At 46.8% G+C, this 25131-nt stretch carries 30 protein-coding genes and 1 tRNA gene; all 31 read right to left on the bottom strand.

The features are described from left to right. Positions 1 to 5: 5 nt before the first annotated feature. The 31 genes from rpmD to K360_RS0107655 all read right to left on the bottom strand — a co-directional run bounded on the left by rpmD (position 6) and on the right by K360_RS0107655 (position 25123). A complete protein-coding gene (rpmD, locus tag K360_RS0107510) occupies positions 6 to 191 on the bottom strand; it encodes a 50S ribosomal protein L30 (protein WP_024822552.1) in 186 nt (61 codons plus the stop codon). Between the two features lie 14 nt (positions 192 to 205). Then, positions 206 to 718 (bottom strand): 30S ribosomal protein S5, encoded by a 513-nt coding sequence (gene rpsE, locus K360_RS0107515; RefSeq protein ID WP_024822553.1) that lies wholly within the window; start codon positions 716 to 718, stop codon positions 206 to 208. Positions 719 to 733: 15 nt separating this feature from the next. Beyond that, positions 734 to 1099 (bottom strand): 50S ribosomal protein L18, encoded by a 366-nt coding sequence (rplR, locus tag K360_RS0107520; RefSeq protein WP_024822554.1) that lies wholly within the window; start codon positions 1097 to 1099, stop codon positions 734 to 736. Positions 1100 to 1114: 15 nt separating this feature from the next. After that, positions 1115 to 1654 carry a 50S ribosomal protein L6 gene (gene rplF, locus K360_RS0107525; protein ID WP_024822555.1) on the bottom strand — a complete coding sequence of 180 codons (540 nt, stop codon included), beginning with the start codon at positions 1652 to 1654 and terminating at the stop codon, positions 1115 to 1117. Between the two features lie 16 nt (positions 1655 to 1670). Next, positions 1671 to 2075, bottom strand: coding sequence for a 30S ribosomal protein S8 (gene rpsH / locus K360_RS0107530; protein ID WP_024822556.1), 405 nt, complete (start codon positions 2073 to 2075; stop codon positions 1671 to 1673). A 29-nt stretch (positions 2076 to 2104) separates the two neighbouring features. Then, complete coding sequence (locus tag K360_RS11240) at positions 2105 to 2290, bottom strand: type Z 30S ribosomal protein S14 (RefSeq protein WP_084043923.1); 186 nt, start codon at positions 2288 to 2290, stop codon at positions 2105 to 2107. Positions 2291 to 2310: 20 nt separating this feature from the next. After that, positions 2311 to 2856, bottom strand: coding sequence for a 50S ribosomal protein L5 (rplE, locus tag K360_RS0107535; RefSeq protein WP_024822557.1), 546 nt, complete (start codon positions 2854 to 2856; stop codon positions 2311 to 2313). Positions 2857 to 2868: 12 nt separating this feature from the next. Beyond that, positions 2869 to 3195, bottom strand: a complete 327-nt coding sequence (gene rplX, locus K360_RS0107540) for a 50S ribosomal protein L24 (RefSeq protein ID WP_024822558.1) — start codon at positions 3193 to 3195, stop codon at positions 2869 to 2871. Positions 3196 to 3210: 15 nt separating this feature from the next. Beyond that, positions 3211 to 3579, bottom strand: coding sequence for a 50S ribosomal protein L14 (gene rplN, locus K360_RS0107545; protein ID WP_024822559.1), 369 nt, complete (start codon positions 3577 to 3579; stop codon positions 3211 to 3213). A 3-nt stretch (positions 3580 to 3582) separates the two neighbouring features. Beyond that, positions 3583 to 3882 (bottom strand): 30S ribosomal protein S17, encoded by a 300-nt coding sequence (rpsQ, locus tag K360_RS0107550; protein WP_024822560.1) that lies wholly within the window; start codon positions 3880 to 3882, stop codon positions 3583 to 3585. Between the two features lie 6 nt (positions 3883 to 3888). Next, a complete protein-coding gene (gene rpmC / locus K360_RS0107555) occupies positions 3889 to 4104 on the bottom strand; it encodes a 50S ribosomal protein L29 (protein WP_024822561.1) in 216 nt (71 codons plus the stop codon). 2 nt (positions 4105 to 4106) lie between these two features. Continuing rightward, complete coding sequence (rplP, locus tag K360_RS0107560) at positions 4107 to 4529, bottom strand: 50S ribosomal protein L16 (RefSeq protein ID WP_024822562.1); 423 nt, start codon at positions 4527 to 4529, stop codon at positions 4107 to 4109. A 6-nt stretch (positions 4530 to 4535) separates the two neighbouring features. Then, positions 4536 to 5201, bottom strand: coding sequence for a 30S ribosomal protein S3 (gene rpsC / locus K360_RS0107565; RefSeq protein ID WP_024822563.1), 666 nt, complete (start codon positions 5199 to 5201; stop codon positions 4536 to 4538). A 13-nt stretch (positions 5202 to 5214) separates the two neighbouring features. Next, positions 5215 to 5547: a 50S ribosomal protein L22 gene (gene rplV / locus K360_RS0107570; protein ID WP_024822564.1), complete on the bottom strand. Its 333-nt coding sequence runs from the start codon at positions 5545 to 5547 to the stop codon at positions 5215 to 5217. Positions 5548 to 5560: 13 nt separating this feature from the next. Then, positions 5561 to 5842, bottom strand: coding sequence for a 30S ribosomal protein S19 (rpsS, locus tag K360_RS0107575; protein ID WP_024822565.1), 282 nt, complete (start codon positions 5840 to 5842; stop codon positions 5561 to 5563). A 17-nt stretch (positions 5843 to 5859) separates the two neighbouring features. Next, positions 5860 to 6687, bottom strand: a complete 828-nt coding sequence (gene rplB / locus K360_RS0107580; RefSeq protein WP_024822566.1) for a 50S ribosomal protein L2 — start codon at positions 6685 to 6687, stop codon at positions 5860 to 5862. Between the two features lie 20 nt (positions 6688 to 6707). Continuing rightward, on the bottom strand, positions 6708 to 7004 hold the full coding sequence (gene rplW, locus K360_RS0107585; RefSeq protein ID WP_024822567.1) for a 50S ribosomal protein L23: 297 nt from the start codon (positions 7002 to 7004) through the stop codon (positions 6708 to 6710). After that, positions 7001 to 7624, bottom strand: coding sequence for a 50S ribosomal protein L4 (gene rplD / locus K360_RS0107590; protein WP_024822568.1), 624 nt, complete (start codon positions 7622 to 7624; stop codon positions 7001 to 7003). The genes rplW and rplD overlap by 4 nt, the downstream gene beginning before the upstream one ends. Positions 7625 to 7653: 29 nt before the next feature. Beyond that, entirely contained in the window at positions 7654 to 8280 is a 627-nt protein-coding gene (gene rplC, locus K360_RS0107595) for a 50S ribosomal protein L3 (protein ID WP_024822569.1), read from the bottom strand. A 30-nt stretch (positions 8281 to 8310) separates the two neighbouring features. Further along, a complete protein-coding gene (gene rpsJ, locus K360_RS0107600; RefSeq protein ID WP_034326857.1) occupies positions 8311 to 8616 on the bottom strand; it encodes a 30S ribosomal protein S10 in 306 nt (101 codons plus the stop codon). A gap of 24 nt (positions 8617 to 8640) precedes the next feature. Then, entirely contained in the window at positions 8641 to 9840 is a 1200-nt protein-coding gene (gene tuf / locus K360_RS0107605) for an elongation factor Tu (RefSeq protein WP_024822571.1), read from the bottom strand. A 28-nt stretch (positions 9841 to 9868) separates the two neighbouring features. Then, the gene (gene fusA, locus K360_RS0107610) at positions 9869 to 11923 is read right to left on the bottom strand and encodes an elongation factor G (RefSeq protein ID WP_034326956.1); all 2055 of its coding nucleotides are present in this window, start codon (positions 11921 to 11923) and stop codon (positions 9869 to 9871) included. Positions 11924 to 11986: 63 nt separating this feature from the next. Next, positions 11987 to 12457 (bottom strand): 30S ribosomal protein S7, encoded by a 471-nt coding sequence (rpsG, locus tag K360_RS0107615; protein WP_024822573.1) that lies wholly within the window; start codon positions 12455 to 12457, stop codon positions 11987 to 11989. Between the two features lie 42 nt (positions 12458 to 12499). Then, a complete protein-coding gene (gene rpsL, locus K360_RS0107620; RefSeq protein ID WP_024822574.1) occupies positions 12500 to 12871 on the bottom strand; it encodes a 30S ribosomal protein S12 in 372 nt (123 codons plus the stop codon). A 41-nt stretch (positions 12872 to 12912) separates the two neighbouring features. Beyond that, positions 12913 to 13173, bottom strand: a complete 261-nt coding sequence (locus tag K360_RS0107625) for an RNA methyltransferase substrate-binding domain-containing protein (protein WP_024822575.1) — start codon at positions 13171 to 13173, stop codon at positions 12913 to 12915. 141 nt (positions 13174 to 13314) lie between these two features. Continuing rightward, a complete protein-coding gene (gene rpoC / locus K360_RS0107630) occupies positions 13315 to 18339 on the bottom strand; it encodes a DNA-directed RNA polymerase subunit beta' (protein WP_024822576.1) in 5025 nt (1674 codons plus the stop codon). Further along, a complete protein-coding gene (gene rpoB, locus K360_RS0107635) occupies positions 18340 to 21948 on the bottom strand; it encodes a DNA-directed RNA polymerase subunit beta (protein ID WP_024822577.1) in 3609 nt (1202 codons plus the stop codon). It lies immediately after the preceding gene. Between the two features lie 147 nt (positions 21949 to 22095). Then, positions 22096 to 22182, bottom strand: a tRNA-Leu gene (locus tag K360_RS0107640). Positions 22183 to 22239: 57 nt separating this feature from the next. Continuing rightward, positions 22240 to 23220, bottom strand: coding sequence for an L-threonylcarbamoyladenylate synthase (locus K360_RS0107645; protein WP_024822578.1), 981 nt, complete (start codon positions 23218 to 23220; stop codon positions 22240 to 22242). Next, on the bottom strand, positions 23210 to 24337 hold the full coding sequence (gene tgt / locus K360_RS0107650) for a tRNA guanosine(34) transglycosylase Tgt (RefSeq protein ID WP_024822579.1): 1128 nt from the start codon (positions 24335 to 24337) through the stop codon (positions 23210 to 23212). Before tgt ends, K360_RS0107645 begins: the two co-directional genes overlap by 11 nt. Continuing rightward, positions 24338 to 25123: a TatD family hydrolase gene (locus tag K360_RS0107655; protein WP_024822580.1), complete on the bottom strand. Its 786-nt coding sequence runs from the start codon at positions 25121 to 25123 to the stop codon at positions 24338 to 24340. It abuts the gene before it with no gap. Between the last annotated feature and the right edge of the window lie 8 nt (positions 25124 to 25131).

Genomic DNA, 25131 nt, shown 5'->3' on the forward strand with positions numbered 1-25131 from the left:
CCCTCCTAGTCTTCCACAACGGCCCATTCCACAAGGTGGTGGACCTGATTGATCATGCCACGAATTTGGGGGACATCCTCGTGCTCTACTGTCTGATGAAGTTTTTTGAGCCCAAGGGCCTTGATTGTCTTCTTCTGTCGAAGCTGATGTCCAATCGCGCTTCTAACCCATGTAATACGCAGTTTAGCCATAGGACAACCCCTCCTTATTCCGCCTCAGTCTGAGCGGTCTGTTTCCCTCTCAGACGCAAAATTTCTTCGGGCGTCCTCATCGTTTCAAGGGCCTGGAGCGTTGCCCAAGCAACATTAACAGGATTAGATGTTCTTCCTATAACTTTAGTAAGAACGTCCTTTACCCCACCAAGCTCCATAATGGCACGAACCACTCCACCGGCAATAACTCCAGTACCTGGTGCTGCTGGCTTAAGAAGCACATGAGCCGCACCAAAGTTTCCGTCTACCGGGTGGGGAATGGTGCTCCCTACTTTTTTCAATTCTCGAAGGTTCTTCGTCGCCTTATCAATACCTTTACGAACAGCCTCGGAGATTTCTTTGGCTTTGCCCATCCCTACACCTACGTATTGCTCGCCATCTCCAACGACAACAAGGACGCTAAACTTAAAACGTTTTCCACCTTTTACAACCTTGCTGACTCGGTTAATAGCCACAACACGCTCGGAGAGCTCTAAGCCTTTCGTGTCGACACGTTTCATGGTCATTCTCGGACCTCCCCTTTAGAACTTCAGGCCGGCTTCGCGAGCTGCTTCGGCAAGGGCTTTGACTTTTCCGTGGAACATGTGCCCACCCCTATCGAATACAACTGACACTATGCCTTTTTCAAGGGCCCGCTCTGCCGCAAGCTTGCCTACTGCTTTGGCCGCTTCGATGTTGCAGTGACCTGAAAGGGATCCCTTAAGTTCCTTTTCAAGAGTCGAAGCCGAGACAAGAGTATGGCCTGCCATGTCATCGATAATCTGAACATATATATAGTTCAGACTGTGATAAACGGCCATTCTAGGGCGCTCCGGCGTTCCGGAAACTTGTTTCCTGAGTCTCCGGTGCCGGATGATTCGCATATCATTTCTGCTTTTCGTTTTCATCCACGTCACCTCAGGTTACTTGGCACTGGCTTTGCCGGCCTTACGGATAATATGCTCGCCAGCATAGCGGATACCTTTCCCTTTATAGGGCTCAGGGCTCCTGAATGCTCGAATGATGGCAGCCACCTGGCCAACAAGCTGCCTATCAATGCCTTTAACAGATATTTTAGTGGGGCCGTCGGTTAGAATTTCAATCCCCTTTGGAGGATCGTATTCCACCGGATTGGAGTACCCCACGTTGAGAATAAGTTTTTTACCCTGCATCTGCGCACGGTAACCAACTCCAACAATCTCCAGGTTTTTCACAAAACCCTCTGTTACTCCAGCCACCATATTTGCTACAAGAGCCCGCATCATTCCATGATAGGCTCGCGTTTGTTTCTCATCATTTCCTCGAGAAACAACGATGGCATCGTTATCGACAGAAACAGAAATCCCAGGTACAAGAGCAGAAGAAAGCTCTCCCTTGGGCCCTTTTACTATAACCTTGCCATCCTTTATTGTTACAGATGTTCCCTTGGCGAGGGTAATGGGTTTACGTCCAATTCGCGACATAGAAAATCCCTCCTCGCTACCAGACGTAGCAAACGACCTCTCCGCCAAGACCAAGCTGAGATGCCTCAGTATCAGTCTTTAGGCCATGGGAAGTGGAAATAATAGCAATTCCGAGACCACCCATAACCTTGGGGAGATTGTCTTTGCCCACATAGATCCTTCTGCCCGGTTTGCTGATCCGACGAAGTCCCTGAATAATTCGTTCACGGTTAGGACCGTAATTCAGGAAAATACGCAAAACAGCATAGGGCTTTTCAGGATCGTTGATGACTTTATAATTCCGGACATATCCCTCTTCTTTCAAAATCTTAGCTATGCTCAGTTTCATATTGCTGTGAGGGATATCAACACTCTCGTGGTACACCACGTTAGCATTCCGGATCCGCGTCAGCATATCAGCTATTGGATCGGTAACATACATTCCTGTGACCCCCTTATGTTCGCTCTCGCTTACCAGCTGGACTTAACGATTCCGGGGATCTTCCCCTCTCGAGCCAACTTGCGGAAGCAGCAGCGGCACATATCAAACTGACGCATATACGAGTGAATACGTCCGCAGATCGGGCATCTGTTATACTTCCGCACCTTAAACTTTGGGGGCAGCTGTGCTTTATATTTCATTGCTTTACGCGCCATATTTCATTTCCCCCTTGTACTTATCGGCTACTGAAAGGCATGCCGAGCTCTTTCAGCAAGGCAAAGGCCTCTTCGTCCGCTTTCGCAGTTGTTACAATAGAAACATTCATCCCGCGAGTTCGGATTACGTCATCATAGTCTACCTCTGGGAAGATAAGCTGCTCTCTAAGCCCGAGGTTATAATTTCCACGCCCATCAAAACCCCTACGGGAAATTCCCTGGAAGTCTTTAATGGAAGGCAACGCCAAAGATATAAGACGATCAAGGAACTCCCACATCCTGGCTCCTCGAAGAGTCACCTTACATCCTACCGGCATGCCTTGACGAAGTTTAAATCCGGCAATGGACTTTTTTGCCCGCTTCATAAGAGGCTGTTGACCAGTAATGGCCCGAACCTCAGCAAGAGCGGCGTCCATATATTTCATATCGGTTTTCGCTTCACCGACACCTACATTAACCACGATTTTAACAATCCGTGGAACCTCCATAACATTGGTGTAACCGAACTGTTCTTTCAGTCGAGGCACCACTTCATTCTTGTATTTGTCAAGAAAACGAGGATTCATGGTTTTGCCTCCCTACACCCTGTCTACTATTTCGCCGCATTTTTTGCAGACCCGAACTTTTCTGCCATCCTCCAAAAAGGCTCGGCTAACTCTCGTTGCCTTGCCACAGGAGGGGCAAACAAGCATGATCTTTGCGGCATGAAGAGGGGCTTCCTTCTTCACAAGTCCAGACTGAGGGCTTTTAGGGGTCGGCTTTACATGGCGAGTGACCATATTAACGCCCTCGACAATGACCTTCCCCTCTTTGGGAAAATTACGAAGAATTTTCCCTTCTTTCCCCTTGTCTTTTCCTGAAATAACCTTGACAAGGTCTCCCTTTCTAATTCTCATTTTGCTCATTCTCGCATTGCCCCCTTAGACAACTTCAGGAGCCAGAGAGAGTATTCTCATATACTTCTTGGCCCGGAGTTCTCTTCCTACAGGACCAAATATGCGTGTCCCTTTAGGGTCTCCATTGTTGTCGATAATTACGGCTGCGTTATCGTCAAAACGGACATAAGATCCGTCAGGACGGCGCACTTCCTTTTTCGTACGGACAATGACAGCTTTAACCACAGAACCTTTAGCTACATTGCTATTGGGGATAGCCTCTCGAACTGAAGCGACTATCACATCTCCGATGGTTCCATACCGCCGTCCACTTCCGCCTAGAACCTGTATGCACATCAGGCTTTTTGCCCCAGAGTTATCAGCTACATTAAGGACTGTTCTAAGCTGAATCATGACCTATTCCTCCTCGGCCACTTCGTCAACGGGAGTGTCAAGCACTGGGGCTCTCTGAATAACTCTCTCAAGAGCCCAGCATTTTCTACGGCTTAAAGGCCGGGTTTCCACTATGCTCACAAGATCCCCAACCCGACAGGTGTTTTCTGGATCACTAGCCATATACTTCGTGGCTTTAATAATCCTCTTCCCGTACAACGGATGAATATCGTGCCGGATTACACGGACGACGATGGTCTTGTCCATTTTATCGCTGACAACCGTGCCAACCCGTTTCTTACGATGGGGTGTACGTGCCTCCATCTGTCGTTACCTCCTTCCAGCAGCGCTTTCAGAAGCCTGCTGTTTCTCTCGTACCACCGTTAAAACTCTAGCGATGGTCTTTTTTACCGCTTTGATCCGGCTTGTGTTCTGAAGCTGTCCAATGGCGTTTTGAAACCGAAGGTTGAACAGCTCTTCCTTATATTGACGATGCTTCTCCTGAAGCTCTTCGAGAGTCAAATCTCGTAAACTCTTCGCATCCATTTCTATTCACCACCCAGACCTTCACGGGCAACAATTCTAACCTTGACAGGCAACTTATGAGAAGCAGTTCTGAAAGCATCTTCTACAACTTCTCGAGAGACACCGGCCACTTCAAAAAGGATACGCCCTCGTTTAACTGGAGCTACCCAAAACTCTGGGCTTCCCTTCCCCTTACCCATACGAGTTTCAAGGGGTTTTTTGGTAAAGGGATGGTCTGGGAAAATTCTGATCCAGATTTTACCGCCCTTTTTCATTTTTCTGGAGATAGCGATACGGGTTGCTTCTATCTGTCGAGCCGTAATCCAGGCACAATCAAGAGCCTGAAGGCCATAGTCACCAAAAGCAACTGTAACGCCGCCCTTTGCTGTACCGCGAAGAGGTCTCCGATAGGGTTTCCGATATTTAACTCTTTTCGGCATAAGCATGACGGATTACCCCCTCTTTCTGAATGGTCTGGTTGCCATAGGTTTTTCGTTTGCCTTGTCCCTAAATATCCAGACCTTTACGCCAATAATTCCATACATGGTTTCCGCTTCAGAAAAGCCGTAATCAATATCGGCCCGAAGAGTGGAAAGAGGCAACTGCCCCTCGTTATACCATTCAGTCCGCGCGATTTCAGCTCCTCCAAGACGACCAGAACACTGGATTTTGATACCCTTTGCACCAGATTTCATCGCTCGGAAGATAGCCTGTTTCATGGCTCTCCGGAAGCTGACCCGGCGCTCCAGCGCAGAGGATACGTTCTCCGCTACAAGCTGGGCCTCCACGTCAGGATTTTTAATCTCCTGAACGTTGATCATAATTTTTGATCCAGTCATCTTCTGAAGGTCTTCTTTAACCGCCTGAATCTCCGCGCCACCACGCCCAATTACTACACCAGGCCGGGAGGTCCAAATTGAAAACCGCATAACATTACCCACGCGCTCTATGTCGACTCTGGCGATACCGGCATGGGCCCATCTATCCAGAATCCACTTCCTTAGTTTGAGATCTTCATGGAGCTTCTTTGCATAATCTCTGCCTTCAGCGTACCACTTAGACTCCCATTCTGTCACTACACCTAATCTGTATCCCACTGGGTGAACTTTCTGTCCCACGAGTTCCCCCTCCTTAACGTTCTGCAACGATAATCGTTACGTGGCTGGTACGGTGCCGATAGGGATGGGCTCTTCCCATAGAAACGGGGCGAAAACGTTTCATGCTGGGTCCCTGATCTGCCGTAGCTGTAATAACATGCAGCTTGTCAGTATCCATGCCGTAGTTATGCTCAGCATTAGCTACCGCACTCTGCAAAACCTTGCTGACGACTCTTGCTGCCTTATTAGGGCAATACTTGAGTATCATCATCGCTTCATTTGCTTTTTTCCCTCTGATGAGAGGCAGAATCTTTCTCACCTTGTAGGGAGAGAGCCTCACCTGTCTGGCAACGGCTTTAGCTTCCATTACCATCACTCTCCTACTTCACTCTCGAAGAGCGTTCCTGCCCAGCATGATGTGCTAATTTGCGGGTCGGAGCAAACTCTCCAAGTTTATGTCCCACCATATTTTCACTTATATAGATGGGAATATGAATTCGACCATTATGTACCGCTATGGTATGACCAATCATCGCCGGAACGATTGTAGAACGCCGAGACCAGGTTTTAAGAACCTTTTTATTCCCCGATACGTTCATATCCTCTATCCTGCGAAGAAGTTTAAGGTCAACATAGGGCCCTTTCTTAGTGGAACGAGCCATATCAGTCCCTCCTCACGCTACTTCGCATACCGGCGGCGAACAATGAGCCTATCGCTAGGCTTGTTCTTCCGGGTACGATAACCTTTAGCCAGAGTTCCCCACGGAGAGACAGGATGTTTATGCGATTTACTTCGTCCTTCTCCTCCACCAAGTGGGTGATCCACTGGGTTCATAACCATTCCACGCACTTTCGGTCTTCGGCCCAGATGCCGAGTTTTACCTGCTTTTCCCAAAGAAATATTCTCATGCTCTACATTGCCAAGTTGACCGACCGTAGCCATACACTCGTTGAGAACCAGCCGAAGCTCTCCGCTAGGCATCCTCAAATAAGCGTATTTACCCTCTTTAGCCATGACTTGAGCAGAAGTCCCAGCAGAACGAACAAGCTTCCCGCCACAGCCCGGCTCGAGTTCTATGTTATGAACAATAGTTCCCACCGGTATATCTTTCAATTTCAATGCGTTACCAGGTTTGATATCAGACTCTGGTCCAGCTACCACAGTGTCTCCTACGTTCAGCTCTGCTGGGGCAAGAATATAACGTTTGTCCCCATCGAGATAATGAACCAAGGCGATACGTGCAGATCTGTTTGGATCATATTCAATAGCTGCAACTTTGCCAGGAACACCTATATTATCCCGTCTAAAATCGATAACTCGATAGAGACGTTTTACTCCGCCGCCACGACGGCGCATAGTAATGCGACCTAAATTGTTCCGTCCGCCTGATTTCTTTAAAGCGGCGGTCAGGGCGCGTTCCGGCTCGCTTTTTGTCACATCTTCGTAAGACTGACTAGACATTGCACGACGGCCAGGAGTATAGGGTTTGAACTCTTTAACAGACATTATTCTCGTCTCCCCCCTGCCTAAATGCTCGCGCCCTCAAAGAACTCGATACGTTCGCCTTCTGCAAGGCTAACAATCGCTTTCTTCCAAGAACGGGTTTTTCCCACAAAAACACCCATCCTTTTGGGCTTAGAACGGACTCTCATCATATGGACATCCGTGACTTTGACCTTGAAAACTTCTTCCACAGCATGCCGAACCTGAATTTTATTGGCACTGGTGTGTACTTCGAATGTATATTTATTATGCTCCATTAACCGGCTGCTCTTTTCGGTAATAACCGGTCTGATTATAATATCGTGAGCAAGGAGTTTCATATGGAGTACACCTCCTCAATCCGGGCAACGGCTTCCTGTGTCAGAACCAGACTCTGATAATTCAAAAGATCGTAGACATTTATATTGCCCACGTTAATAACTCTCGCTCCTGGAATATTACGAGCGGATTTCGCTACAGCGTCGTTAGGTTCATGTACGATAACCAACGGTTTCTTTGCACTGATTTTCTCAAAGAACCCGAGCATAGATTTTGTTGACGGAGTCTCCACATCAAAGTTTTCAAGTACGGTCAACAAATTATCTCGAACCTTCAGTGAAAGTGCGCTTCTCAACGCGAGACGGCGAACTTTTCTATTGACCTTCTGGCTGTAGTCACGAGGTTTCGGGCCATGGGCCACTCCACCTCCAACCCAAATCGGGGATCGAGTACTTCCTTGACGTGCCCGACCAGTATGTTTCTGCCGCCAAGGCTTCCGTCCTCCCCCGCTAACCTCTCCTCTTCCTTTGGCGCTGTGAGTCCCTTGGCGTCGGTTCGCCAATTGAGCCACAACAACCTGATGCATAGCCGGTACGTGAATCGGCGCAGCAAACACAGAGTCGGAAAGCTGGAGGTCACTTATCTCTTCACCCTGAAAACTAACAAGCTTCACAGTAGGCATAATCGTTCTGCCCTCCTTCTGTTCCCGACCTAATCCTGCTTGTAGACTGTAATGATACCATTTCTAGTACCAGGTACAGCCCCTTTAACCAGCAGAAGATTGTTTTCAGTATCTACTGCCACAACGGTAAGGTTTTTGACGGTAACTCTTTCTCCACCCATACGCCCAGGCATGGTTTTACCCTTAAAGATTTTCCCAGGATAGCTGCTCGCTCCACTGGAACCAGGGTGGCGATGAGTTTTAGATACACCGTGGGTAGCAAAAGTTCCACCGAAGTTAAAACGTTTTATAACACCAGCGAAGCCCTTACCCTTGCTCATGCCGACTACATTAATCTTTTCCCCTTCTTTGAAAAAGGAAACATCAATAGCCTGCCCTATTTCGTATCCATCAACACTACCAAGACGAAATTCTCTCAAGTACCGTTGAGGCTCTACGTTAACCTTATCGAACTGCCCTTTCACAGGCTTTGTGAGCTTGTGGGGCTTCATTTCTCCGAAGCCAAGAAGAACAGCGGAATAACCGTTCTTATCGGGGGTTCGGAGTGCAACTACAGGACATGGTCCTGCTTGGATAACCGTTACAGGAACGGCTTGCCCTGTTTCGTTGTATATCTGGGTCATACCCAGCTTTCGCCCCAGAATTCCAATGCTCATCAACTTCCACTCCTTTCAGCTCAGAGCTTCCTACAGTTTGATCTGGATGTCCACCCCAGAAGGAAGGTTCAGCTGCATAAGCGCATCCATAGTTTTTTGAGTAGGATTGACAATGTCAATTAAGCGCTTATGAGTTCTCATTTCAAACTGCTCCCTCGCATCCTTGTCTTTGTGCGGGGATTTCAAAACAGTATACTTATTAATTTCCGTTGGCAGAGGGATAGGGCCAGATACTTTCGCCCCACTTCTCTCCGCCGTTTCCGCTATCTGAGAGGCAGAGCTATCTAACACTCTATGATCAAAAGCCTTCAGACGAATACGAATTTTCTTTGCCAAAATCAACGACCCCCTTTGTTGGGGTTACCCAAGAATTTCAGTTACAACACCAGCACCGACAGTATGTCCACCTTCACGGACGGCAAAACGAAGTCCCTTATCCATAGCGATAGGAACTATCAAGTCTACCTCAAAAGTGGCATTGTCCCCTGGCATTACCATTTCAACTCCCTCTGGGAGTTTGATGCTTCCTGTTACGTCAGTCGTCCTGAAGTAGAACTGGGGCTTGTATCCTGCAAAGAACGGTGTGTGACGGCCGCCTTCCTCTTTCTTCAGTACGTAAACCTCTGCCTTGAACTTCGTATGAGGCTTTATGGAACCGGGCTTCGCCAATACCTGACCGCGCTCCACATCTTCCTTGTCAACTCCACGAAGAAGAACTCCTACGTTATCTCCTGCCATGGCTTCGTCCAATATCTTTCTGAACATCTCAAGAGAGGTGGCTACCGTCTTCATCGTATCTTTAATCCCTACGATCTCAACTTCTTCGCCTGCCTTCACCATGCCGCTCTCTACTCGACCAGTAACAACCGTGCCACGTCCGGTAATCGTGAACACGTCTTCGATGGGCATAAGAAATGGCTTGTCGGTCTCTCGCTGTGGTGCCGGAATATACGAATCACAGGCAGCCATCAAATCCCATATGCACTTGCTCACTGGATCGTCCTCTGCACCGGTCCCTTCCTCAAGAACCTTCAATGCTGATCCTCGAATGATGGGAACGTCGTCGCCAGGGAAGTCATATTTGCTCAGAAGCTCTCTGATCTCCATCTCGACCAGATCCAGAAGCTCCTCATCGTCGACCTGGTCCGTCTTGTTCATGAACACGACTATTGCAGGCACGTTGACCTGGCGGGCCAACAAAACGTGCTCCCGTGTCTGAGGCATGGGCCCATCTGCTGCGGAAACAACAAGAATCGCTCCGTCCATCTGAGCTGCTCCCGTGATCATGTTCTTAATGTAGTCTGCGTGCCCCGGGCAGTCGATGTGAGCGTAGTGACGATGCTCTGTCTGATATTCCACGTGGGAAATATTGATCGTTATTCCTCGCTCGCGCTCTTCCGGCGCTTTGTCGATCATGTCGTACGCCTCGAAGTTCGACCAGCCTTTCGTCGACAAACATTTCGTGATTGCTGCTGTCAATGTCGTCTTGCCATGGTCTATGTGACCAATGGTCCCTACGTTTAAATGGGGCTTCGCTCTTTCAAATTTCTCTTTTGCCATTTTTTATGCTCCCTCCCTGAAAGACTTATTAAGCTTTCAAAAGTTTTTCCGCTATCTCTGCGGGTACCTGCTCATAATGATCAAACTGCATTGAGTAAGTGGCACGGCCAGAAGTCTTGCTTCGAAGATCTGTCGCGTAACCAAACATCTCAGAAAGAGGAACGTAGGAACGAATGACTCTAGCATTCGCTTTCATCTCCATACCCTCGATACGTCCTCGACGAGAAGAAATGTCCCCTATTACATCACCCACATAATCTTCTGGAGTAACTACCTCCACAAACATAATGGGCTCCATAAGGACAGGACCAGCTTTCCTCATAGCTTCTTTGAAACCCATGGAAGCCGCTATCTTAAAGGCCATTTCAGAGCTGTCTACTTCATGGTAACTTCCGTCTACTAAGGCCACTTTTACGCCAATAACAGGGAATCCACCAAGAACACCGTTGTTGACGGCTTCCTCTAGACCCTTTTGGACAGCAGATATGTATTCCTTAGGAACAACTCCACCGACAATTTTATCTTCGAAGACAAAGCCCTTGCCATCTGCCAATGGCTCCATTTCAAAAACAACATGTCCATACTGCCCTCGGCCACCTGTCTGCTTAATAAAGCGACCTTCCGCTCTTGAAGCTTTTTTAATGGCTTCACGATAGGAAACCTGAGGCCGACCAACCTTAACATCGACGCCAAATTCTCTCTTCAGGCGGTCGACAATAATTTCAAGATGGAGTTCGCCCATGCCTGAAATAACAGTTTGCCCCGTCTCTTCATCGGTACGAACTCTGAACGTAGGATCTTCTTCAGCCAAAGAAACAAGTCCCTTTGTAAGTTTGATCTTATCGTTTTTGGTTTCAGGCTCCACTGCAAGAGAAATAACCGGCTCTGGAAACTGAAGAGACTCAAGGACTATAGGCTTAGCCTCGTCGCAAAGAGTATCTCCCGTACGAGTGGCTTTCAATCCTGGCAGAGCAACAATCATACCGGCGCACGCTTCGTCAAGCTCTTCTCTCTTATTGGCATGCATCCGAAGGATTCTACCAATACGCTCACGGGATTTGGTTACAGGGTTATAAATAGTCGTTCCCTTTTCAATTTTTCCCGAATAAATTCGAGTGAAGATAAGCCTTCCTACAAATGGGTCGACCATAATCTTAAAGGCTAATGCTGTCAAGGGCTCGTTTACATCGCTATGCCTTTCAAGAACCTCTTCTGTTTTGGGGTCAAACCCCTCAATTGGAGGAAGATCTATAGGGCTCGGCAAATAATCGACCACTGCGTCGAGAAGAAGCTGAACACCCTTATTCTTGAAGGCACTACCACACATGACAGGAACGATTTTAAGAGCGATGGTGTTAGTTCGAATAGCCTTACAAATAAGGTCTTCAGGTACATCCTGACCGTTCAAATAAAGCTCCATTATAGATTCGTCAAAATCTGCCAGAGTCTCTATCATCCCATCTCTCGCAGCCTTAGCCTCATCTAACATCTCGGCAGGGACGTCACCCATAACAGGATTTGTCCCCATATCATCCCTATAGAAGACCGCTTTCATCCGTACCAAATCGATAATACCGGAAAAACGATCTTCCGCTCCTATAGGAAGCTGAAGAGGAACGGATCGTACGCCAAGGCGCTCATGGATATCTTTAACTACCTGTCCAAAATCCGCCCCAACGCGATCCATTTTATTAACAAAAGCGATACGTGGAACATGATACTTATCAGCCTGACGCCACACCGTTTCAGACTGGGGCTCAACTCCTCCCACGGCACAAAAAACAGCAACAGCACCGTCGAGGACACGCATCGAGCGCTCCACTTCAACAGTGAAGTCCACGTGGCCGGGCGTATCAATTATATTGATAAAACAATCACGCCACATACACGTTGTAGCAGCGGAGGAAATGGTAATCCCCCGTTCGCGCTCCTGCTCCATCCAGTCCATGGTGGCAGCACCCTCATGAACCTCGCCAATTTTGTAGCTACGTCCAGTGTAGAACAGGATACGCTCAGTGGTCGTCGTCTTGCCCGCATCAATATGAGCGGCAATTCCGATATTCCTAATTTTTTTCATTTCCATATTTGTTTGCACGTACTTCACCACCAAGCTAGAAAAAATTAATCAAACTCGGGACGCAGCGCATTACCAGCGATAATGAGCAAAGGCACGGTTAGCTTCCGCCATTTTATGGGTGTCTTCTCTTTTCTTAATGGAGCTACCTTCGCCCTTATAAGCATCAACGAGTTCTCTTGCAAGACGCTCGGCCATGGGCATCCCTTTTTTAGAACGAGCAAAAGAAACGATCCACCGCGTAGCTAAAACCTCGGCTCTTTCAGCAGGAACTTCCACAGGAACCTGATAGGTCGCTCCACCTACTCGACGAGCTCGTACTTCTACAAGCGGCTTCACATTATCCATGGCCTTCTGAAAGACTTCAAAAGGCTCTACATCTAGTCGTTCTCCAGCAATTTCAAGGGCTCGATAAAACGTTTTTTCGGCAACACTTCTCTTGCCGCCCCTCATCAAACTACTTACAAACTTCGCTACAGCAACACTTCCAAACATACTGTCGGCTAGTGCTTGGCGCTTCTTAACATGCCCCTTTCGCGGCATGGTGACAATCCCTCCTTACTTTCTTAGCCTAAGCTAAGTACACTACTTGGGCCTTCTGGCTCCGTACTTAGAACGTCCTCTTTTACGGTTTTCTACGCCACCACAGTCAAGCGTTCCCCGAACGATGTGATATCGCACACCAGGCAGGTCCTTCACTCGACCTCCACGAACAAGGACTACGGAGTGCTCCTGAAGATTATGCCCAATTCCCGGAATATAGGACGTCACCTCAATCCCGTTTGTGAGACGAACACGAGCAACTTTCCTCAAAGCAGAGTTCGGCTTCTTAGGCGTAACAGTATACACTCGAGTGCAAACTCCACGCCGAGCAGGATTCCCCTGCAGTGCAGGAGAGTCACTCTTCTTTGGCTTTTCCGAACGCCCACGACGAACTAGCTGATTTATTGTTGGCACAAGACTCCCTCCTTCCACCTATTTATGCTTTCCAGTTCTAGTTAATTTCCTGCTTTAGAACTGGCAATTCCAGCAACTGACGCCCCTCGGCTAATGGCACATGCACGACCTAACCGAATTTTTTCTTCCACCCACTCCACAGAAATTCCTTGATCTTCTGCGTCTTTCAAAATATCTTTTATTCTTCCTAGGTCTGCATCTTGCGCAACGAAAAGCTTTTTCAAGCGTCTGGCTTGAAGGGTTCTACGCACTTCCCGTTCGCCCACAATTCTTAAATTGGTAGCCAACTCGCTTAAAGGCATAAAAAACCCTCCTGTGCAGAAAGCACCAAGGAATAATAACAAAGAGCCCGGAGTAATGTCAAGGACTAATATCTCCGGGCTCTTATATTACTGCATATGTAACATTTTTATGAAGGTATAAACGAACACTTATCTGTTACATTATGCTTCTTTTGAGTTCTGGCTTACTTCAGACTCTCCCGTTTCCGGAGCTTGTTGTTCTGTTTTTATTTCTTTTCCTAATGGAGCTACTTCTACTTCCTTAAACCATTCTACCCCTGTTCCTGCAGGTATCAGATGTCCAATGATAACATTTTCTTTGAGTCCTTCCAGAGGATCCAAGTCCCCCTTTACTGCCGCACCTGCCAAAACCTGAGCTGTCTGCTGGAAGGAAGCGGCACTCAAGAAACTATCTGTAGCTAAGGCAGCCTTCGTAATACCGTGAACAAAAGGCTTGCACTTTGGACCCTCTCTAAGCTTACGAACAAAAGTAACATTCCATATCAATCGTTTTTCGTCAGAACGAGCAGAGATGGGGCGAACAACAAATTCCTCCGCCTCAGATTGTACTAAAAGGTCAATCATAGCCCGGTTAATTTCCTGACCACTGTCCATAACGAGCTGCCCTTTCTTATCAAAGATAGGTTCAAGAAGTACTTTCCCGTAGACAAGGTCATTAAGAAGCTCTAGCAATACTTTTTCTCGAGTAAGAATTTCCCCCTCGAGATCCACTGCAGATATTTCTGCATCTACCAGCCCTCTAATAATCCGAGCGTCTACGAGTTGAGCCACATCTGAGAGTGCATTCCCTTCATAATCAATAGCCTGACTCAAAGGACGTCCCCAGATTTTATCCATTAACCGCTCCTGTAGAGCGTCAAGTACTGAGATGCGCTCTACTGTATGCCATGTTTTTATTGACGGTACGTCATATTTAAGGCAGACATCGGCCACATCTTGAGCGAAAGCTCGATCACCCTGAGCAAGAACTTCGCCATCTACAACTATATCTGTTGCCAAATAAGCACCGTCGATAAGCTTCTCGATAGCTCCCTTATCTCGGACGCAAATAGCTACGGGGTCTCCAGCTGTAACAATTCCAAGCTGCCCTGCTGTCAAAACAGTACCTGCCAAAATTTCTTTCCCATCTTCAGACTTGAAGGGTCGAATCAACTCCAGCCCCTCCATCCGCTTACGGAAAGCAGCTTCCCCTATAACAAGAACCAGATCCTGCCCGCCCTCTTCTTCCAGGCTCATTTCAGATATTTGATATCCAGGACGAAGGAGGGTACGAATCGCTTCCTCTGTTAACGGAGCATTCGTATACTGAGCTATAGTGTCGTTTGTTCGTTGCGCAACAATATTTTTTACAACTCTTCCTGAGAAGATACGAGTGGCCTCCATAATGTTCTTCTCATTCTCTTTGCGAATAGCCCCGTTTTCTTGCTCTATATCATCAACCCATACGAGATCGCCTGCAACAAAAGAGGTATCTCCCTCTTCAACAACTCGTACTCTATTGACAGGAGCTACTTTTCTCAATATAACCTCAATATGTTTGTTATTGATAGAGACTCCTTGGGATCGATAAACACCTTGTATTTCATCAACAAGACTGCGCTGTACCGCTTCTATACCTTCCACTTCCAAGAGTTGCTGAGGATCCACGTTCCCCTCCGTTAAATGGTCGGTACGATTGACTTCCTGACCTTCTTCTACAAGCAAATGCTGAGATGAAGGTATGTTATATGTAACCTTTTCTTCCTTCCCTGGCTCATTGCTCGTGATAATGACCTTCCGTTTCCCTTCCATCTCACGAATTTCAGAGACTCTGCCGTCAACGCCAGCGAGGAAAGCGACCTTCTTGGGTCGACGAACTTCAAAGAGTTGCTCAATTCTGGGAAGACCTTGAGTAATATCTTCTCCCGTCATACGAACACCGCCAGTATGGAAGGTTCTCATGGTAAGCTGTGTTCCAGGTTCTCCTATAGATTGAGCGGCCACAACGCCTACAGCCTCTCCCACCGCAACGCCAGAACGTGTAGCCAGATCCATTCCATAACACTTCTGACACACTCCACGCTTCAACGTACACGTTAAGGGACTTCGTACCCAAACGGAAGAGATGCCGAGCTTATCTATGGTTTCAGCAGTCTGAGGCCAAATCAACTCTCCAGCTTCTACAAGAAGCTCTCCAGTCTCAGGATGATAGATATCATATAGGGCAGTTCGTCCTATGATTCTCTCAGCAAGAGAAATCATGACCTTGCCATCTTGGAGCAAAGGATGAATCTCAATACCCTTATTAGTTCCACAATCATGGTCAGTTACTATAATATCCTGAGCTACATCTACCAATCTGCGTGTGAGGTATCCAGACTTTGCCGTACGAAGAGCTGTATCAGCCAATCCCTTTCGTGCTCCGTGAGTGGAAATAAAATACTCCAACATGTTCATACCCTCACGGAAGTTAGCTGTAATAGGATAGTCAATAATTCGTCCCGACGGATCAGACATCAGTCCTCGTATGCCAGCCATCTGCCCCATCTGGCTCTTACTACCACGAGCTCCAGAATCTACCATCATGCGGATGGGGTTCTCGTGAGCCATATTGTCAAGGATACTGTCAGAGATTCTTCGAGCAGCATCTGACCAAAGTATCTCTTTACGGAAGAGGTACTCTTCTTGAGTCAGAATGCCCATCTCATATTCAGACATTAATTCCTCGTCTTCTTCAGCCGCCTCTCGAGTAATTTCCTCTTTCTCCGGCGGAATAATAATGGATTTTACTCCAAAGCTTATTCCACTCACCGTAGACCAATGGTAACCTAAAGATTTAATGCCATCGAGCATTCTAACGAGTTCCGACCTAGAAATAACATCGTAGGCCTCGTCTATAAGCTTTCCTATGGCTTTTTTACCAAATTGCTTATTCATGAAGCGGAGTTTCTCTGGAAGAATGCTATTAAAAAGTGCTCGACCAGGTGAAGTCTCTATCCACCGATCATCCTCACTTTCTACGTTCCAAGCAGGATCTTTCTTTAGTCGAATCTTCGCATTCAGATGAACTACTTTATGGTTCAATGCGACGAGAACATCTTCTATATTAGAGAAATAATCGCCCTCACCCTTCAAACCATCTCGCAGATCAGTAAGATAGTAAATACCGAGGATAATATCTTGGGTAGGCGTCACTATAGGACGACCGCTTGCTGGGGAAAGCAAGTTGTTGGCAGAAAGCATCAGAAGCCGAGCTTCTGCCTGAGCCTCAAGAGAAAGAGGTACATGGACAGCCATCTGGTCTCCATCAAAGTCTGCGTTAAAAGCTGTGCAGACAAGAGGATGGAGACGAATAGCTTTCCCTTCCATCAGCACAGGCTCAAAGGCCTGAATCCCGAGACGATGCAGTGTTGGGGCACGATTCAAGAGTACGGGATGATCCTTAATAATTTCTTCCAGAATCCCCCAAATTTCCTCTCGTCCTCGTTCAATTAATCGTTTAGCACTTTTCACATTCGGAGCTAGGTTTCGCTCGACCAATTGTCTGATTACAAAAGGCTTAAAGAGCTCTAGAGCCATCTGTTTCGGCAACCCGCACTGATATATTTTGAGCTGCGGGCCTATAACAATAACGGAACGCCCCGAATAGTCGACTCGCTTACCGAGAAGGTTCTGTCGGAACCGACCCTTTTTACCTCTTAAAAGATCCGTTAAGCTCTTCAGAGGCCTATTCCCTGCGCCAAGAACTGCCTTCCCCATTCGACCATTGTCTATAAGAGCATCCACTGACTCCTGAAGCATTCGTTTTTCATTCCGAATGATAATCTCAGGGGCTCGTAGCTCTTGTAACTTGCGAAGTCGATTATTTCTGTTAATGACTCGGCGATACAAATCATTCAAATCTGACGTAGCAAATCGACCACCATCAAGCTGGACCATAGGTCGCAAATCTGGAGGGATAACAGGCAATACCTCTAAGACCATGGATTCCACATGGGAATGGCTCCTCCTGAAATCTTCCGCTACCTGCAATCTTTTAATAAGCTTCCTCTTTTTCTGTCCTGTGCTCTCCGAAACGTCTTCTCTGAGAGTAGCGCACAGAAAATCGAGGTCTATCTTGCTCAGAAGACTTCTCACACCTTCAGCTCCTATGCCTGCATTGAATTTTTTATCATATGCTGCGCATAAGCGCTGCTCTCTCTCCATAATAATGTCCGCAGGGTCAAAAGGAGAGGATCCCTTATCTATAACGATATAGCAAGGATCTTCTATGGTAACAGTCTCAACCTGAGCCATGAAACGACCAGGATATTTTTCGTGGAACATCTGAAACTCTGTGGACGACACAATATCTCCCTTTGCGAAGGGAAGCTTCGCTGCCGCTGTTACGACAAAAGTTTCCTGATTGTTCACTATGGCTCTCTTGGTCTCAAACTCAAGACCAAGTTTTTCAAGTCGATCCAGCTCAGACGCAGAAGCCACATCGCCAGGAGTAAATTCCAGCCCTTCTGGCACTGTCACGAATTCAAAGGCGGGCTCTACTTTGAAAAGGCTATCACCATATTCCGTCTTATACCTCGATACTTGCTGAGCAGTAAGGACATCTCCCACATTAACCGGGATATCATCGACACTTACAATTCGATATGCCTCTTCTGCCTTAATCTTGGAATCGTAATAAGAGTGAATTTTAACCTCACTCTCCGCAATGACATCCCCACGTTTGGCCAAGTCCGGACGCCGGCCCTCCATAACTATCTTATAAGCTGGCTCTCGCTTGCGAGTCGGAGCAAAGTATACGACCTTCTCTAAATCTTTCGTGCTCGTTCCAAGGAGAAGGCTCAAACGACTGGGAATTCCCCTGAGATACCAAATATGAACGACAGGTGCGGCCAGTTCTATATGGCCCATCCTCTCGCGACGAACGCGATTATCGGTCACTTCTACTCCACAACGATCACAGACGATCCCCTTGAACTTAGGCCCGCTTCGCTTATATTTGCCGCAAGCACACTCATAGCTTTTGGTAGGCCCAAAGATACGCTCACAAAAGAGTCCATCTTTTTCTGGGCGAAGGGTTCGATAGTTGATTGTCTCAGGTTTTTTTACCTCGCCACTGGAAAGCTCTCTGATTCGTTCCGGGCTAGCCAGCTTAATGCGGACCCCAACTATTTCTTTCTGGCTCATCTATTCTTCAGCCCCCTCTGGGTCGTCGTTACGATCTTCGAACACGCCTTCAAAAAGCATGTTTTCGATCACCTGTTCTTCCGCATTTTCTATTTCTTTCTGTTCCTCTTCCACTACATTTTCTTCCTCAACAGGTTTTTCTACTGCTTTTTCTTTAACTTCAGGAGCTGCTACGACACTACGACGACTGGCTCCTTCCTCATCTTCTTCATCCATAACCAGCTCGCCAATCGTTCCATCGCTGTACTTTATCTCCACATCAAGAACGAGTCCTTGCAACTCTTTTACAAGTACTCGGAAGCTTTCAGGGACTCCCGGCCTTGCTAGATTTTGCCCCTTAACTATTTTTTCATAGGTTTTCAAGCGACCTCTGATGTCGTCTGATTTCACAGTAAGCATTTCTTGTAAGATATGGGCTGCTCCGTATCCTTCAAGAGCCCAAACCTCCATTTCTCCGAAACGCTGCCCACCGAACTGGGCCTTCCCTCCAAGAGGCTGCTGTGTAATTAAACTGTAAGGCCCTATAGAACGGGCATGAATCTTATCATCTACGAGGTGAATCAATTTAAGCATATACATGTACCCTACGGTGACCTTCTTCTCCATGGGTTCTCCCGTACGGCCATCGTACAAGGTAATCATTCCGTCTGACGTAAGATCAGGATATTTCTCTTTGCTCAGTTTTTCCAACTGCTCAAAGATTTCATCTTCCTGAGCGCCCTCAAAGACAGGTGTAGCTACCTGCCAGCCATTATGTACTGCAACAAACCCCATGATAGTTTCTAGAACCTGACCAAGGTTCATTCGGCTAGGAACACCTAAAGGGTTCAGCACAATATCGCAAGGAGTACCATCGGGAAGATATGGCATATCTTCTATAGGCAGGACCTTTGAAACCACGCCCTTGTTGCCGTGGCGACCAGCCATTTTATCTCCCACGGTAATCTTTCTAAGCTGTGCAACATATATTTTGACAACTTCACTCACGCCAGGGCTTAAAGCATCTGGGTTATTTTCTCGAGTCATGCGCTTGACAGCAACAATTTTCCCTCTCGCTCCATGAGGAACTTTTAGCGAAGTATCGCGTACTTCACGTGCTTTCTCCCCAAAAATAGCCCTCAACAGTTTCTCTTCTGGGGACTGGTCTGATTCACCCTTAGGCGTAACCTTACCTACTAGTATATCTCCAGCGTTGACCTCAGCTCCCACCCGCACAATGCCGTATTCGTCAAGGTTCTTCAACATATCTTCGCCTACGTTAGGAATGTCGCGAGTGATCTCTTCAGGCCCTAATTTAGTATCCCGGGCCTCAATTTCATATTCTTCTATATGGATAGACGTATAAAAGTCTTCTTTTACCAAGCGCTCACTTAAAAGAATAGCATCCTCATAGTTATATCCTTCCCATGGAAGGAACGCTACGAGAACATTCCGCCCTAAAGCTAGCTCTCCATTATCTACCGATTGCCCATCAGCTATAATATCGCCCTTCTTAACCATTTCGCCTTTGTAAACAGAAGGACGCTGATGAATAATTGTGCCCTGATTCGAACGGCGGAACTTCACAAGAGGGTAGACCTGAAGCCCTTTTTTCGTCCGTATCTCAACTTTATCTGCATCGACATACACAACTTCGCCATCTACATCAGTAACGACACAAGAGCCAGAATCTTTAGCAATACGATGCTCCATTCCAGTACCTACTACTGGAGCTTCAGGCTGAATTAAAGGAACAGCCTGACGTTGCATGTTCGATCCCATCAAAGCTCTATTTGCGTCATCATGCTCCAGAAAAGGTATCAAAGCTGTTGAAACCGACACTATCTGCTTGGGAGACACATCTAGGTAATCTACCATTTCTCTGGGGACGAGCTCTATGTCACCTCTATAGCGAGTGTGGCATTCTTTTTCAAGATAACCATCCTCATCAATAAAAGTATTAGCTCGCCCGATATACATGTCGTCTTCTTCATCAGCAGAAAGATAGACAATCTCATTCATGACCTTCCCATCCACTACTTTTCTGCGTGGCGTCATGAGGAAGCCGTATTCATTTACACGTGCATAGGTTGCAAGTGACGTAACAAGACCGATATTAGGCCCTTCCGGAGTTTCGATAGGACATACTCGTCCATAGTGAGTATGATGAACGTCACGAGCCTCAAACCCGGCTCGCTCTCTGCTCAAACCACCCGGTCCAAGAGCTGAAAGACGACGACGATGGGTGACCTCTGCCAAGGGGTTGGTCTGATCCATAAATTGAGAAAGCTGGCCAGAACCAAAAAATTCTCGAATTGCCGCAGCAATAGGACGAACGTTGATAAGGTCTCGAGCCATGGCCGCTTCGAGATCTGGAATAGTCGTCATCCTCTCTTTAGCTATTCTTTCCATGCGAAGCAAACCGATACGAATCTGGTTCTGAAGCAATTCTCCCACTGAACGGACTCGGCGGTTGCCAAGATGGTCAATATCATCATCACTAACTTCCGGGTTTCGAAGGTCGATTACCCCTTGAATAATTTTACGCAAATCTTCCAAGGTTAAAAGACGATTATCTTCGGGGATATTAAGGTCAAGCCGTCTATTCATCTTATACCGGCCCACTCTCCCCAAGTTATAACGTCTTGTATCGAAGAAAAGACTGTAGACATATTCTCTGGCATTTTCCACTCGTGCAGGTTCGTTGGGTCGAAGACGACGGAACATTTCTAACACAGCCTCATCACTATTGGACGTGCTATCTCGCTCCAACGTTGCAGCAATAGCCGGATCCACCGCCCAAACATGTATCTTGGTGCGGCCAAGATCCCAAAGTTTTTCCACATGCTCTTTGGTGAGCCGGCTATTCTTTGCCACTATCTCATTTCCATCGCCATCAAGAACAGTTTCTGCCACAAGACGACCTTTCGTTTCCTCTTCTGTCAGGTCAATCTCTTCAGCTTCGGCGCCAAACATATCGAGAATTTCCTGATTGTTTGAAACACCAAAAGCTTTCAATAAAATAGTAGCAGGAAGTTTTTTCCTGTTATCAATATTGACAGACAGCACATCTCCTGGGCTGAGATTAAACTCAAGCCATGCTCCTCTATCAGGAATAATCTTCGCTGAATAGGATTCCTGCCCAGGAATCTGCTCTTCCTTATGAAAATAAACACCAGCTGAACGTGCAAGTTGATTAACCACCACTCGCTCCGTCCCATTAATGATAAAGGTGCCACGTTTCGTCATAATAGGGAAATCACCAAGGAATATTTCTTCTTCTTTAATCTCCTTGGTTTTCCTATTAACTAAGCGAATAGTAGCACGTATGGGCTGGGACCACGTGAGGTCTCTTTGACGAGCTTCTTCCTCATCTCCCGAAGGGTCATCAATGAAATAATGAATAAACTCGAGAGCGAAAGCCCCGTCATAACTCTCAATAGGAAAAACTTCGTTCAAAAGTTCTTCCAGTCCTTGTAACTTTCTGGAGTCCGGATCACAATCCCTCTGGTAAAACCAGTCATAAGAATTGCGTTGGACTTCTATCATGTCAGGTATCTCTACAAGATCCCTGGCACGACCGAAAGTCAACCTCTGCCGCATTCTGCCCACGGGAACAAACTCGGCCATGCGCCTAATGACCTCCCTGTAAAAGATATGGGGGAAAATATGTTAACGAAGAACAAAGATAACAAAAAGGGCGCGTTGTGTCAACGACACAACGCAGCCCCTTATTATATACGCTATAAGGCTTTTAATGCAAGTCTTTAAAAAATATGGTGCCGAGGCGGGGACTCGAACCCCGACAGGCTTGCGCCCACTAGAACCTGAATCTAGCGCGTATACCAATTTCGCCACCCCGGCTTTTATCATTACGACGGTAATTGTAGCAAGGCAAGGCTCCTTTGGCAAGCCTAATCTTTATTTTCCAAGGCCTGCGGCTCGACTCAGCCGATCTCGCAAAGCCAATCCTATGCCTGCTTCTTCTGGCCACTCAGCTATTATAATGTCGATGTTCCTTCCTTCTAATACACGAAATGCAGAAAAAAGGCCGTGGGCATAATACTCCGGAGTTTTAAAGAGGATCTTTTCTTCTACTGGATGCAACGGTTCTTTCATCCCTATATACCCGATCCTCTTCCCTGCCACTTCAGGACGAAGCCAATCGCAGTCATCCTTCCAAAGATAAAGAGGAATCAAAGGAGCATAGTGCCGATATCTCGTTCCAGGAGAACGTTTTTTCTTCTCTTCACCTGGAAGAAGTACCACTCTCCCAACTACCTCTTCTATGCGCTCTACAGGCATCCCACCGGCACGTAGCAATACTACGACTTTATCAGTTACATCTATAACAGTAGATTCAAGCCCTACATCCGTAGCTCCACCATCCAGAATAATATCTACAGCATCCCCTAAATCGGCTAATACAGAGGAAGCTTCTGTTGGGCTGGGGCGTCCACTTTTATTGGCACTAGGAGCAGCGATAGGAACTCCCGCAGCTTTAATAAAAGCCATAGCTACAGGATGGGAGGGCATACGAACCGCTACAGTTCCCAATCCTGCTGTAACAGAAGGAGGCACTATAGACTTAACTGGTAATACGAGAGTTAAAGGACCTGGCCAAAAAATATCCATCAAGAGCTTCGCCCTTTCATTTACATAAGCAACCTGTTCCACATCTTCCGGCGAAGCGAAGTGAAGAATTAATGGATTATCTACCGGTCTCCCTTTAGCAGCAAAAATTTTTCGAACAGCCTTATCATCAAGCCCATTAGCACCAAGGCCGTAGACAGTTTCTGTAGGGAAAGCGACAAGTGCCCCATCTCGAATAGCTTTCCCAGCCTCACTTATAATGTCAGACTCAGGATTCCAACGATCTACAGAATAGACTTTAGTTTTCATTTTCGTCACCTTCTCCATGGAAAACTTCATTAAAATGTTGTCTGAATTCTGGGAAGTTTCCGTTGAGAATAGACTCTCTCATCTGTTCCATGAGACGTATAAGGAATCTCAGATTATGCCAACTACATAAACGAGCCGCTAATATTTCTCCTGCCTTGTAAAGATGGCGTAAATATGCCTTAGTAAAGTGACGACAAACATAACAGTCGCAGTGAGGATCAATAGGAGAAAAATCTCGAGCATAAATCTGATTCTTAATGTTTATTTTCCCTGTAGAAACAAATACAGTTCCTGTACGGCCATTACGGGTTGGCAAGACACAGTCAAACATGTCCACTCCTCTGGCTACTCCTTCTACTAGATTGGAAGGATGGCCCACTCCCATGAGATAACGAGGTTTATTAAAGGGCATTTCTGTCTTCAGCACATCAAGCATTTGATACATGACGTGATGGGGTTCTCCCACTGAAAGCCCTCCTATGCCATATCCCGGGAAATCCAATGCTGTAATCTCTCGAGCAGATTGACGGCGTAAATCTTCATAAACTGATCCCTGGACAATGCCAAAAAGGGCTTGATCTACCCTATGATGGGCTTCTTTAGAACGATAAGCCCATCGAGTCGTGCGAGCTAAAGCAGCTTCTGCTTCCTCACGAGTACAAGGATAGTGAAGGCACTGATCGAAACACATGGCTATATCGCTTCCCAGCTTCTGTTGCACATCCATAGACCATTCGGGATTCATGACATGGCGACTTCCGTCGAGATGGGATTGGCAAATAACGCCTTCATCTGTCACTTTATTCAGGGTGGCAAGGGAAAAAACCTGGAATCCGCCACTATCAGTTAAGATAGGGTGATGCCAATCCATAAAACGATGGAGCCCACCTGCTTCCTCCACAATATCTGCCCCAGGGCGAAGATAGAGATGGTACGTATTAGATAAAATAATTTGCGCTTTTATGGCTTCTAATTCAAAGGGAGCCATAGCTTTTACAGTTGCCTGAGTCCCTACAGGCATAAAAACAGGGGTACAAATAACCCCATGGGGGGTTTCAAATTCTCCTGCCCTCGCTCCTGTTTCCGGGCATTGTGCGAGTACTCGAAATGTAAACATTTATTGATCCTCCCATTGAAAGAGGGAATAGGCATTGCGCCAGACTACCCTTTTCAGTTCTTCCACACTTATTCCCCTAGCCTCGGCCACTACATCGTATACCTCAGTAACAAGAGATGGCTCATTTCTTTTTCCCCGATGATGCTGGGGGGCAAGCCAGGGGGCATCTGTTTCGCACAACAGTCTATCTAGAGGCATGGATGCTGCAACTTCTCTTAAAATATGATTTCTTTTATACGTTACAGGGCCTGCAAAAGAAAGATAAAACCCCATATCCAATGCTTGTTTTCCATCCTCCATATTTCCAGAAAAACAGTGTATAACACCTTTGAAAAAGGAGTTCCCACTTCGATCCAGAGTGGCGAAGAGATCTTGAAAGGCATCTCTTACATGAAGGATAAGAGGTTTGTCCACTTCCTTGGCCCACTGAATGTGCCATAAAAGCACCTGTTGCTGAATATCTCGTGGAGAGTAATCGTAGAAATAATCCAGACCGCTTTCCCCAATAGCTAATACTCGCGGGTGACAAGCAAGACTTTTCAACTCTTCCGGTATGCCCCATGAGATAGTACTTGCATCATGGGGATGGACGCCAATAGCAGCAAAAAGGCCCTGTGCGCTGTATTTTTCTGCTAGATGTACAGCCTCTTTGCTAGAGGGAATATCGCCACCTACTACAAGCATGCGTCGAAGACCTGATTCCAACGCTCTATCGACTACGAGAGAGAGATCCTCTTTATAATCCTCTGAATTTAAATGACAATGAGTATCAACAAAATATGACACATCTACCA

Source organism: Aminobacterium mobile DSM 12262, assembly GCF_000526395.1.
In the GTDB taxonomy this organism is placed as follows: domain Bacteria; phylum Synergistota; class Synergistia; order Synergistales; family Aminobacteriaceae; genus Aminobacterium; species Aminobacterium mobile.